General features: G+C 30.3%; 14 protein-coding genes. 6 read left to right on the plus strand and 8 right to left on the minus strand.

The features are described from left to right. Positions 1-14: 14 nt before the first annotated feature. On the minus strand, positions 15-239 hold the full coding sequence (locus tag IM744_RS05690; RefSeq protein WP_194507139.1) for a hypothetical protein: 225 nt from the start codon (positions 237-239) through the stop codon (positions 15-17). 199 nt (positions 240-438) lie between these two features. Here IM744_RS05690 and corA point away from each other — a divergent pair, with 199 nt between their 5' ends. The 4 genes from corA to IM744_RS05710 all read left to right on the plus strand — a co-directional run bounded on the left by corA (position 439) and on the right by IM744_RS05710 (position 3,712). Beyond that, positions 439-1,509, plus strand: coding sequence for a magnesium/cobalt transporter CorA (gene corA, locus IM744_RS05695; protein WP_194507140.1), 1,071 nt, complete (start codon positions 439-441; stop codon positions 1,507-1,509). A 190-nt stretch (positions 1,510-1,699) separates the two neighbouring features. After that, positions 1,700-2,605 (plus strand): mechanosensitive ion channel family protein, encoded by a 906-nt coding sequence (locus IM744_RS05700; protein ID WP_194507141.1) that lies wholly within the window; start codon positions 1,700-1,702, stop codon positions 2,603-2,605. Positions 2,606-2,729: 124 nt separating this feature from the next. Beyond that, positions 2,730-2,945: a YtxH domain-containing protein gene (locus IM744_RS05705; RefSeq protein WP_194507142.1), complete on the plus strand. Its 216-nt coding sequence runs from the start codon at positions 2,730-2,732 to the stop codon at positions 2,943-2,945. Between the two features lie 86 nt (positions 2,946-3,031). Further along, positions 3,032-3,712: a DUF2461 domain-containing protein gene (locus IM744_RS05710; RefSeq protein ID WP_194507143.1), complete on the plus strand. Its 681-nt coding sequence runs from the start codon at positions 3,032-3,034 to the stop codon at positions 3,710-3,712. On the opposite strand, the gene IM744_RS05715 is transcribed toward IM744_RS05710, so the two are convergent. Continuing rightward, positions 3,705-4,151: a transcription elongation factor gene (locus IM744_RS05715; RefSeq protein ID WP_194507144.1), complete on the minus strand. Its 447-nt coding sequence runs from the start codon at positions 4,149-4,151 to the stop codon at positions 3,705-3,707. The two genes, IM744_RS05710 and IM744_RS05715, sit on opposite strands and share 8 nt — an antisense overlap. Further along, entirely contained in the window at positions 4,148-4,561 is a 414-nt protein-coding gene (locus IM744_RS05720) for a glyoxalase (protein WP_194507145.1), read from the minus strand. The genes IM744_RS05715 and IM744_RS05720 overlap by 4 nt, the downstream gene beginning before the upstream one ends. A gap of 173 nt (positions 4,562-4,734) precedes the next feature. Between IM744_RS05720 and IM744_RS05725 the strand changes: the two genes are divergently transcribed. Together IM744_RS05725 and IM744_RS05730 are read left to right on the plus strand one after the other, a co-directional pair. Beyond that, positions 4,735-5,619 (plus strand): DUF72 domain-containing protein, encoded by an 885-nt coding sequence (locus IM744_RS05725; RefSeq protein ID WP_194507146.1) that lies wholly within the window; start codon positions 4,735-4,737, stop codon positions 5,617-5,619. Positions 5,620-5,679: 60 nt separating this feature from the next. Next, positions 5,680-6,072 carry an acyl-CoA thioesterase gene (locus IM744_RS05730; protein ID WP_194507147.1) on the plus strand — a complete coding sequence of 131 codons (393 nt, stop codon included), beginning with the start codon at positions 5,680-5,682 and terminating at the stop codon, positions 6,070-6,072. On the opposite strand, the gene IM744_RS05735 is transcribed toward IM744_RS05730, so the two are convergent. From IM744_RS05735 to hpf, 5 genes are all read right to left on the minus strand, one after another. After that, a complete protein-coding gene (locus tag IM744_RS05735; RefSeq protein WP_194507148.1) occupies positions 6,073-7,311 on the minus strand; it encodes a mechanosensitive ion channel family protein in 1,239 nt (412 codons plus the stop codon). Next, complete coding sequence (locus IM744_RS05740; RefSeq protein WP_194507388.1) at positions 7,311-7,607, minus strand: DUF3817 domain-containing protein; 297 nt, start codon at positions 7,605-7,607, stop codon at positions 7,311-7,313. The genes IM744_RS05735 and IM744_RS05740 overlap by 1 nt, the downstream gene beginning before the upstream one ends. A gap of 46 nt (positions 7,608-7,653) precedes the next feature. After that, positions 7,654-9,822 (minus strand): T9SS type A sorting domain-containing protein, encoded by a 2,169-nt coding sequence (locus IM744_RS05745; protein ID WP_194507149.1) that lies wholly within the window; start codon positions 9,820-9,822, stop codon positions 7,654-7,656. A gap of 131 nt (positions 9,823-9,953) precedes the next feature. Further along, positions 9,954-10,778 (minus strand): OmpA/MotB family protein, encoded by an 825-nt coding sequence (locus IM744_RS05750; RefSeq protein WP_194507150.1) that lies wholly within the window; start codon positions 10,776-10,778, stop codon positions 9,954-9,956. 148 nt (positions 10,779-10,926) lie between these two features. Beyond that, positions 10,927-11,229, minus strand: coding sequence for a ribosome hibernation-promoting factor, HPF/YfiA family (hpf, locus tag IM744_RS05755; protein WP_194507151.1), 303 nt, complete (start codon positions 11,227-11,229; stop codon positions 10,927-10,929). Positions 11,230-11,256 lie beyond the last annotated feature (27 nt).

Genomic DNA, 11,256 nt, shown 5'->3' on the forward strand with positions numbered 1-11,256 from the left:
AATTTGTATAAACTTTAATCTTCTACAACATGTAGAGTAGGTGTTTTGTTAACCCATTTCCCATTTTTAGATTCACCTAAAATATAAACATCCTTACTGTGTTCATATTCTTTAATAGTTCTCATCATTTGGTCCTTGGTGTCTCTGTGTAATTTAATTCCAGTATTTTTACCTTTATTTCGGATTTCTAAATAAAATCCATCTCTAAATTTTATTGGTCTTGTTGGAGGTCTTCCCATGTATATTTATTTGTAATAATAATAATCTGCATATTAGTAAAAAAATGTGCAATATGCAAGTTGTTTAATAATAATTCAAAAGTAATCGTTATATAGCGCGTATTGCAGAAATTTATATCGCAATTAGTAATTACGTTATAGGTGTCTGCAATAACAAAAAGTTTTTATACATTTAGCTCTATCACAACGTCTATTATTTATGAAAGTAAAAAAGAAAAAAAAGTCTTACAAAACATCTAATCTTGCGCCTGGGACAATTGCATATCTTGGTAAAAAGCAATCAACAATTACAAATATTGAGATTGTAAATTATTCTAAAGATAATTATAAAAGTTTTAAATCTAATGCTGTTAAAGATGCTTTTGACTTTAAAGGTAATGATTGTGTAACTTGGGTTAACATCGACGGACTGAACAATGTAAAAGATATTGAAACCTTAGGATTACATTACAAATTACACCCACTAACTTTAGAAGACATTGTAAATACAGGACAGAGACCAAAATTAGAAGAGTTTGAGAATTATATGTTTGTTGTTTTTAAAATGTTGTTTATTAAAAATGATGACGAGATTCATTATGAACATTTAAGCTTGATAGTAGGAGACGATTATGTCTTAACTTTTCAAGAGGCAGATGGAGACGTGTTTAATGATTTGCGAGAACGATTAAATTCAGCAAAAGGACGTATTCGTACTCAAGGTTCAGATTATTTGATGTATTCTATTTTAGATGCAGTTGTAGATAATTATTTTACAGTAATAGAGGTTTTAGGAGACAAAGTTGAAGATATGGAAGGTTTACTCTTTCAATCTAATGATGCAGATGATAGTACGCCAGGAAAAATTCAGGAATTAAAACAAGAAATTCTTAAAATGCGTCGTTCTATTTATCCGTTGCGAGAAGTTATTAGTCGCATGGAAAAAACCGATTGCATATTTATAGAAGAGAAAACACACAGTTATTTGCGTGATTTATATGATCATATCATTCAAGTGAGTGAATCAGTAGACTTATATCGAGAAATGATTTGGAGTTTAATGGATATGTATATGACAATCATTAATAATAAAATGAATGAAATCATGAAGGTGCTTACTATTGTAGCTACCATTTTTATCCCATTGACGTTTATTGCTGGTATCTACGGAATGAATTTTAAGTATATGCCAGAGCTTAATTCACAAAACGGTTACTTCATATTATTAGGAGTTATGTTTATTATATTCATTTTTATGTTGATCTATTTTAGAAGAAAACGTTGGCTTTAAAATTTTGATTATAATGTCTCTTCAAGAATAAATTTAATTGTTTAATTACTATTATAGTATGACGACAAATTTCAATTGAATCAATTGCTTCATGATATGAGCAAAACTCATTTTATAAATTATTTCATATTTGTAATATGCTTTTAAAGCATGATTATATAAAATAAAATTATTTATAACATAGAGGAATATGAAAGATCAATTAAATACAGCATTTGGAAATTTAAAAGATAAACTTTTTGGATGGTTCAATGCAATTATAGAAAATTTGCCCAATTTAATATTAGCTATTTTAGTTTTTGTTGCAGCATTTTTTTTAGCAAGATACGTGAGTAAGCTAGTAGAAAAGCTGGTTGTTAAACGCGTGGAACAAAAATCTATTAGTTTAGTAGTTTCTAGAATTGCTTCTGTAATTACAGTACTGGTAGGTTTATTTATTGCTTTAGGAATACTTAATTTAAGCCAAGCATTAACTTCGCTTTTAGCAGGAGCAGGAGTTATAGGTTTAGTTGTAGGTCTTGCATTACAAGGCACATTGTCCAATACCGTTTCTGGTATTGTGTTATCATTTAGAGATCGTATTAGAATTGGTAATTGGGTAGAAACCAATGGTTATTCTGGAGAAGTGATAGATATTAATCTTAATACTTTCATTTTAAAAGAAGCGGATAACAATATAGTAATTGTCCCTAATAAAATGATTTTAGAAAATCCACTAAAAAACTATTCGTTAACCACAAGAATGAGAGTGTTTTTGGAATGTGGAGTAGGTTATGAGTCAGATTTAGAGCAAGTTGAGAAACTAACTAAAGATACCATTGCCAAAACTTTTGACCAAGTTGAAAAACCTGAAGATGTTGAATTTTATTATACTGAGTTTGGAGATAGTTCTATTAATTATTTGTGTCGTTTCTGGATTGATGCCGATAGTATGTTAGAAAAGCTTAGAGCAAAAACAACAGCAATTATTGAAATAAAGAAAGCTTATGATAACGCAGGTATTAATATTCCATTTCCAATTAGAACGTTACAATTTGATAATAAATTGGGTATTGAAAATTCAAAAACTCCACAAGAGTCATTTTCTGAAAATTAATAATAACTTATATCATATGTGTTAATACATTTATGTTTTGAGTAAAAAAAATGATTTTAAAAAAACTTTATTTGTATTGTTGATTTAATAAACAAATTAATAATTAACCAATAAAACTATTAACATGAAAAAAATAATTTTAACATTCGCATTTCTATTCACATTAGCAACAGTATTTACAAGTTGTAGAGAAGAGAAAACACCAGATGAAAAAGTAGAGTCTGCAATAGATGACGTTAAAGAAGATTTAGAAGATGCATCAGACGATGTACAAGATGCTGCAGAAGATCTTCAAAATGAAATTGAAGAAACTGCAGAAGAAGTTGGTGATGATAACTAATTTGTAAAATGATACCTTAATTTTATTAGAAGCCTTGATTTTCATCAAGGCTTTTTTTGTACTTTTATTCAGTAAAACAATCACACATGGCAACACCTAAATTCTCGAAAGAAATTTTAGACTTTTTCAAAAAATTAGAAAAAAACAATGATAGAGACTGGTTTAATGAACACAAACCTGAGTTTAAAAAACTAGAAGCTAATGCCAAACATGCTTATAAGCAGATTAGCGAAAACTTAAATAAACATGATGTTATTGACGGTTTTAAACTTTTCAGAATTTACAGAGATGTAAGATTCTCTAAAAACAAATTGCCATACAAAACGCATTTTGGTGGTTCTTTCAGTAGAAAAAAACCAGAGTTGAGAGGTGGTTATTATGTTCATATTCAGCCAAATAATGAGTCATTTATCGCAACAGGATTTTGGGATCCAAACAAAGACGACTTATTAAGGATTCGTCGAGAATTTGAACAAGATGATGAAGAGATTAGAAGTATTCTTTCAAATAAAAAATTTAAAGCTATTTGGGGAGATTTTGTTGGAGATGAATTAAAAACTGCGCCTCGAGATTTTGATAAAGAGCATCCTGCAATAGATTTGATTAGAAAGAAACAATTTATCTTCACAAAAAAGTACACAGACAAAGAAGTTATAAGTGAACAATTTATAGAGGATATAGATGCTTCATTTAAAGCAATAAAGCCATTTTTTGATTATATGAGTGATGTATTAACAACCAATTTAAATGGCGAATCTATTATTTAATGTCTTTGATTTTATAGGCTGTATTATTAAATGTAATACTGTCTCCAATAGTTTTATTGATTAATAACTCACCAATAGGAGATGATTTAGATAGTATGAAATAATTTTCATTATCTATTTCAACTTTACCAATGCTCACAGCCAAATAAAAATTTGAAGTATCAGTTTTTACCAAACTACCTAAAACTACATGTTGATGAATCATGTTAGGTTTAATAAGTTTGAGCGTGTCTAGCATTTTAGTAGCATCACTCAAATATTGAGAGTTTTTTTCTAAGTCATTATAGAGTTTTCCGTTGCCAGAATCATCTTCTCCATCACCTTTATCATTATTTTCAATAGAATCCTTAATGGTTTCTATTTCGTCCTTGTAATTAGCTATACGTTTATTAACGTGTGCTAAGCAAACTTCTAAAAGTTGCGATTTAGTTGAGCTCATATGGCTGTAGCAAGCGGTTGATTAAATAATTGGATGTTATTGACTAGACGTTCTTTTACGATATTCATCATACGTTTATTTAATGCTGAAGAATTCTCAATATAAACACCATATTCCTCCACTGTAAATTGACCTATAATCATGCCTTTTACAGAGTTTCTAAATTTCATATCCTTATTAATAGAATTATCAATATAAGCTAGCTGCTTTTGTAATGATAAATCATAAAATACATTTTTGCGTTTAGAGATATAATTTCTAAATACAACAATTAGCAAATGATTTTGCATTTTAATAATTGGTCTCAATGTTGCGTTTTGAAAGCATTCATCGGCACTCATATTATCATTTACTTGTGCAGATGCAATGATAGGACGTATGGATTTTAAATTCGTAGATCGATCATTCATGGCTTTAATTTTTATTAAAAATAGCTATAAAATATTGCTGATTTTAACCCTAACTTATATGTTGTCAACGGTCTTATTAACAAATAAGAAATTCTTATATGGTAATTGAATTTTATAATAAACGCACTTATCATTTAAAATGATAAAGTATTATCTTTGTTTAAAGCAAGATTATGAAATTTGGAAGTGTTGATAATCCTCAAGATTTTGATTTAAGTTTACCACAAGATCATATAGATACAGCGAGAGTTTTAGATAAGGTCAAGGATGATAATATACCAGAAATATATGTTGGTTGCGCCAAATGGAACAAAGCCGAATTAAAAGGTTTTTATCCCAAAGGAACAAAAGACGAATTAGTCTATTATTCTAATCAATTTAATTCTATAGAGCTTAATGCAACGTTTTACAGAATTTTTCCTGCGGAACAATTTTCTAAATGGTACGACAAAACACCTGATGGATTTAAGTTTTTCCCGAAGATAAATCAAGAAATAAGCCATTGGAAACGATTAAACGAAGTGAGTGCTGTAGTTGATCATTATCTCGAAAATGCAATTAATTTAAAAGAAAAACTCGGAACCATATTTCTTCAAATGAATTCTAATTTTTCTCCTAAAGATTTTGATAGAGTTGTCCACTTTGTTGAGAATTGGCCAAAAGAAATTGATTTAGCAGTAGAGTTTAGACATACTAATTGGTATAATGATGAAGCAGTAGCAAATCAATTGTATGATTTGCTAGAACAAAACAATATTTCAAATGTTATTACAGATACTGCAGGACGACGAGATTTAATGCATATGAGATTAACCAATCCAACAGCTTTTGTGCGATATGTTGGTGCAAACCATGAAAGTGATTATTCAAGACTAGACGATTGGATAGAACGATTGAAAGAGTGGAAGGAGCAAGGAATAAAAGAAGTTGATTTCTTTATTCATCAAAACATTGAAAAAGAATCCCCTTTATTGTCTGCTTACTTTATAAAGAAGCTAAATTCTGAGCTAGGTTACAATCTAAAAATACCAAATGAAGATAACGGAACACTTTTTTAATATTTCATGTTAGAGCAACAGTTAAAATAATTCAAAATATTAACAATAAATAAAGAATAAATGAGATTCCATACAAGAAAATGGGTAAAGCCCGAAGATTTAAATCCTAACCATACATTATTTGGAGGTCAACTTTTAGCTTGGATTGATGAAGAAGCTGCGTTATATACCATTATTCAATTAGAGAATTCTAAGGTTGTGACTAAATACATGTCTGAAATTAATTTTATGGCCTCCGCAACACAAGGTGATATTATTGAAATTGGTATTGAAGTTCTAAAATTCGGAAAATCCTCATTAACCTTAAAATGTGAAGTTCGTAATAAGATGACAAGAGAAACTATAATTACCGTAGATAATATAATTATGGTTAATCTTGGCGAAAATGGAAAACCAAGTCCTCATGGTAAAACACAAATTGAGTTCGTAAAAGATAGGTTAGAAGATAAATAGTTATTCTACAATCCCAGCATTCAATTCAAATAACTCTAAATCAAAATAAGGCACAGCAGCAAGAGTATGGTCAAATATATCACTCATGATATATTCATAATTTTCCCAACGTTTATCACTACTAAAGCAATAAATTTCTAAAGGTAAACCTTGAGCTGTTGGCGCTAATTGTCTAACCATAATAAACATGTCTTTATTTACAGCAGAGTGTTGCTCAATATATGTTTGTAAGTACTTTCTAAAAACACCTAAATTGGTCATATTACGACCATTTATCATTACAGATTTATCTACATTTTTAGCTTCATTAAATGTATTGATATCCTTTTGACGATGATTAAGATATGAGGTAATCAACTCAATTTTTTTAAGTTTATCAATATCATCGTTAGTTAAATATTTAATGCTTTTTGCTTTTAAAATAATAGAGCGTTTTATGCGACGTCCACCAGAAGACTGCATCCCACGCCAATTCTTAAACGAATCTGATATAAGAGCATACGTTGGGATATTGGTAATCGTCATGTCAAAGTTTTGAACCTGGACGGTTGACAAATTAATTTCAATAACATCACCATCTGCTCCATATTTCTCCATGGTAATCCAATCGCCAATACGAACACTATCATTAATAGCAACTTGAATACTAGCTACAAATCCTAAAATGGTGTCCTTAAATATTAATAATAAAACAGCAGAGGCAGCTCCTAACGTTGTAAAGAATTTTAAGAATGATAAATTTATTAATATTGCTAAAATGGAAGCAATACCTACGATCCAAAGAAATAGCATCACAACCTGTATATAGCTGTCTATGGGTTTGTCCTTTAGCTTTGGTAAGGTTTTAAAATAAGATTCAAATGTTTTTAAAACGCTTCGTATAATCCATAATGTGAGAACAATAGTTGCCACCTTTAAAACGATGAGTATGTGTGTTTCAAACTCTGGAAAATCTTTAAAAACTAGAGGAAATAGTTTAATCGTAAGAAATAACGGAACGAGATGGGCAATATTACGAGGAGCACGATTATTAATTAATAAGTCATCAAAGTTTGTTTTTGTACGCTCTGAGAATCTTCCGAAGAAAGTAATTAGCAAGCGTCTTGTTATTTTATCTGCAATGTATGTGATAATCAGTAAAATAATCAACAAGCACAGCATGTTAAAGTATTTCGCAGATAATTCAGAAACACCAATAGACACAAAATAATCGTAAAAAAAACATTGAATCTGTTCCATTATTTAATTGGTTTTAAATATTTTTTTTCGATATAAAATGTGCCAAATGGTATTATGGAAGCCACAAGAATAATAAGTGTGGTTTTGACATCCCACTTAAGTTTATTTGAAAATAGAAGCGCTAAAATAATATAGGTTATAAACAATAAACCATGAGCCATACCCATTGGAAACAACAAAGTTTTATAAATATCTAAAAAATAAGGCTTAATAAATAGCATGTTTCCAAATAATAATAGGTAAGATATACCTTCTAAAAGGGCTATTATTTTAAAACTTTTAAATAATGATAACATAGGTTTCATATTTTGTGCAAAATTACCTTATGTATAATAGAAAGCACTAGTATTTTATGATTTTTTTAATAAATGAAGACTCATTCTTTTTAGAATTGAATTTTGCAAAATATAATCCAGAATCTAAATTAGTCGCGTTTATCGCATTATCACCTGCTTGTAGTTGAGTCTTTAGTATTAACTTACCTTCTAAAGTATAAATAGTAACGTTATATACTTTGGTTGAAGATATATGAACATCATTTTTAAATGGAATTGGGTAAATAGTAACAGGACTTTGTGCTTCAATTGTAGGAGTATTTAAAGTGCCATCAAAATATGTTATTGCTAAATTAAATGCTTCATTTCCAATTTTATCACCAATAATCCTACCTTTTATATCATCTTCTGGCGGATGAATTCCTCCCCAAATTCTTGATAAACTTGTTTGGTCTGATGCGTCTTGATAAGTAGCCCATTGCAAAGTAAAACTTTGAGTTGGCCCAGTTTCAAATACTAAAAAGTCATTTTGAGTAATATCAAATGTTCCCATTCCGTCAGGAAAAAATGAATCACCAGTAAACTGAGTCATCACTTCAGCAGCAGCGCGAGAAAACGTAGAGTGTCCAGATAAATAACCAGCAAAAGGAGGTGTTACAAAAGTCCCTCGTTGATAAGGCCACCAATGTGTACCCATAATCCAGTCAACACCAGCTGTATCTGTAGTTGGGTCTGTAATAAAATCTGGACCTTTCCATGACATAATTTTTATTCGGTTTAAATTTTCATTATTTTCACCACTAAGAGGGTCGCTAGAATCAATCAACTCTATAAGTCCGTCAATTAAAGGCAAGCCATGAGGATCATAACTTGGTAAACTCGCATCTGTACTTTGTCCTTTTCCTGCCATATATCTAATTGCCGAAATAGGTCGTGTATAATCATAATAACCTTTAATTCCCCATGTGTTAATTGCAGCATCATGCATTGCTCCACCAAGTGTTAAATATGCTTTCACATCCCATTCTAAATCTGAAACAATAGCTCCAATACCTGCTATTTTTTTTTCTACGGAAGGATGATCACTCACATAATTTAATACTGTAAACCAATGGCCAGGAGGTGTTTCTGAGTCTGGTCCATCTGCCCAAAACTCTGCAAGAACTCTTGCATAGTCAGATCGTTTAACCATTTGAGGCGTGTAAGCTAATCCTGTTTTTGGGTTTACTGTATGACCAGTACTTGCGTCACCACCATTTGTGAAATCATAAAATGCTTGATACTCTGTAAAAGTTTCAGGAAAATTGTTTAGATCATAATTACCAATGGCTCCAGGTGAAATATCGACAAGTGTTGGGTCATTAGGATCTAGATGTGATGACCATGCTGCTACTAATGCAAAATTCCATTTGTAAGGATCACTTATACCATCTTCATTAGAATTTTGAATATAAGCTGGTGCTCCAGGATCGTTGTAAACATAGCTGTCAAAACCGTTGTTTAAGATTTGTAAATCATCTTGAGATAATGAAAAAGGTGTGACATGTCCCCATTCTGGGCTTAAAAATGAAGGTGTATTTAATGGATATTCATTACCACTTTGGTCTACAAATACATCAAAAGCCAATGGTTGCCAACGATTTGGATCAATATCATTAGTTTCGTAGTAATTCTCTAAAATTAATGGAGAATTTACTGGTCCGTAAAATTGATTAGCATAGTTATTTTGTTCATTTGAGTAATCTTGCAAACCAAAAGCGATCATTTCACTTGCCATATAATTTCCTAAAGCAGCATAAGAATTTGTACTATAATCTGTTGACGTAAAATTAGGATCGTAGCCATATGAAGTGAAAAGAGTTTCAAATTCATTCAATAAATCAATACCTCCAGGTGAGTTTTGAAACCTATGATTGAGTAATCTAAACATTGCAAAACTAATAACTTCGTGTCTTGCAGCATTTATATCTGCAGGAGTAGCAATACCATTGAAAGAACAGTTGTAACCACCATAGTTTTTGCCTAAGAAAACAGTTTTTGCTTGAGAATCAAAAATAGCCCAAGCATCATACATTAATACAGAGGTATGAAATAAATTCCTGGCATGTACTGTTGGCCTTGCAAAATCTGCTCTAATTGCAGTTAATGTCATCTCATTCCAATCTCTTGCTACACTCTGCTGAGCTTGAGAGAAGGATATGTAAAAGAATAGAATGATAAATGTAATGTTTTTCATATGCTAAGTAAGTTGGTTACTCCAAATGTATAAAAGATTTTGATATTTAGAGTTTAAACATAAAAAAGACCGTTGATAACAACGGTCTTTTTCGGATTAATTAACCACAATACTATAGGTTAAGCAAGTATTTAGTTTGATGACATCATAGCAAAAAATTTGTCAATATTTGGTAAAATCACAATACGTGTTCTACGATTTGTTGCTCTATTCTCTTTTGTGTCATTATCTGTTAATGGCTTATAAAAACTACGACCAGCAGCTATCAACTGTTCTGGAGCAACTTTATAATCGTCTTGTAATTTTCTAACAACAGATGTTGCTCTTAATACGCTTAAATCCCAGTTATCTCTTACAGCTGCATTATTTTTCATCAATTTATTATCTGTATGACCTTCTACCATAACGTCAAGGCTCTCTTCAGAATTGATTACGTTAGCAATTTTTTGTAAAATATCATTTGCCTTGTTGCTAATCTTATAGCTTCCAGAATTGAATAACATCTTATCAGAAATAGAAATCATTACAACTGTTTCTTCAATATTGATTGCGATATCTTCATCCTCTTCAATATTGTCTAATGATGATTTTAAGTTAAATTGCATCGCTAAGTTCATTGAATCTTTCAATGTTTTTGCAGTAGCCATGTAAGCTGGTGGTACTTTTGAAAGAGACTCACGCATGGCTGCTTTTTGGTTTTCTGAAATAACAACACCATCTACAGATACTAACTTAGCGTTATTATCATTTGTGAGTTCATTTATTTTAGAATTATAACTGTCAACACGTTGCTGTATTATTGTGAACTTAGATTCTAATTCTTCTTTTTCTACTTTAGTCTTAGTTAGTTCACTCTTTAACTCACCATTATCTTGTTCTAATGCTACATATTTCTTTTTTGAAACACAAGCTGTGAAAAATAATGCTGATAATACTATTACTGAAATTCGTTTCATATTGTTTATTTAGTTTTAATTGGTTTATGTTTATATCTACGATGGGAATAGTCTTACGGACTATCAAGGATTAAAATTTTTATAAATTTAAGATGATAATTATGTTGTTAATAATGTTTAGATGTCACGTTAACAAAGCTCTAGACTCTTAATATGTTTTCATTTTTTCTTTTCGTTTTTTGAGCTGCTTTGTAAGTTCATTTGCAGTTTCAGATACTGCATCTCTAAAATTATCATGAGATGCCTCAGCAAATAGTCGAGGACCAGGAGCGCTTAATCTAATACCACAAATCATTCCTGTTTCATCACTAGATGTGTTCTCTGTTTTGAAAAATACATCTGCCCTAATAACAAAGTCAAAACGTGTGAAAATTGATTCTAATTTTTGTTCTGTAAATGTTTCTAAGCTTTCGCTTGCAGTAACATCATGATATTCATAATTGATTTTCATAATTTTTATTTTTAGTTTAGTCCAACT

Origin of the sequence: Psychroserpens luteus, assembly GCF_015319355.1 — a bacterium.
Lineage (GTDB): Bacteria > Bacteroidota > Bacteroidia > Flavobacteriales > Flavobacteriaceae > Psychroserpens > Psychroserpens luteus.

Excerpts from the sequence above, each read along its gene's own strand:
- IM744_RS05725 (WP_194507146.1), top strand. The coding sequence starts at position 4,735 with ATGAAATTTGGAAGTGTTGATAATCCTCAAGATTTTGATTTAAGTTTA.
- IM744_RS05700 (WP_194507141.1), top strand. The coding sequence starts at position 1,700 with ATGAAAGATCAATTAAATACAGCATTTGGAAATTTAAAAGATAAACTT.
- hpf (WP_194507151.1), bottom strand. The coding sequence starts at position 11,229 with ATGAAAATCAATTATGAATATCATGATGTTACTGCAAGCGAAAGCTTA.
- IM744_RS05730 (WP_194507147.1), top strand. The coding sequence starts at position 5,680 with ATGAGATTCCATACAAGAAAATGGGTAAAGCCCGAAGATTTAAATCCT.
- corA (WP_194507140.1), top strand. The coding sequence starts at position 439 with ATGAAAGTAAAAAAGAAAAAAAAGTCTTACAAAACATCTAATCTTGCG.
- IM744_RS05720 (WP_194507145.1), bottom strand. The coding sequence starts at position 4,561 with ATGAATGATCGATCTACGAATTTAAAATCCATACGTCCTATCATTGCA.
- IM744_RS05750 (WP_194507150.1), bottom strand. The coding sequence starts at position 10,778 with ATGAAACGAATTTCAGTAATAGTATTATCAGCATTATTTTTCACAGCT.
- IM744_RS05740 (WP_194507388.1), bottom strand. The coding sequence starts at position 7,607 with ATGTTATCATTATTTAAAAGTTTTAAAATAATAGCCCTTTTAGAAGGT.
- IM744_RS05735 (WP_194507148.1), bottom strand. The coding sequence starts at position 7,311 with ATGGAACAGATTCAATGTTTTTTTTACGATTATTTTGTGTCTATTGGT.
- IM744_RS05690 (WP_194507139.1), bottom strand. The coding sequence starts at position 239 with ATGGGAAGACCTCCAACAAGACCAATAAAATTTAGAGATGGATTTTAT.
- IM744_RS05715 (WP_194507144.1), bottom strand. The coding sequence starts at position 4,151 with ATGAGCTCAACTAAATCGCAACTTTTAGAAGTTTGCTTAGCACACGTT.
- IM744_RS05710 (WP_194507143.1), top strand. The coding sequence starts at position 3,032 with ATGGCAACACCTAAATTCTCGAAAGAAATTTTAGACTTTTTCAAAAAA.
- IM744_RS05745 (WP_194507149.1), bottom strand. The coding sequence starts at position 9,822 with ATGAAAAACATTACATTTATCATTCTATTCTTTTACATATCCTTCTCT.
- IM744_RS05705 (WP_194507142.1), top strand. The coding sequence starts at position 2,730 with ATGAAAAAAATAATTTTAACATTCGCATTTCTATTCACATTAGCAACA.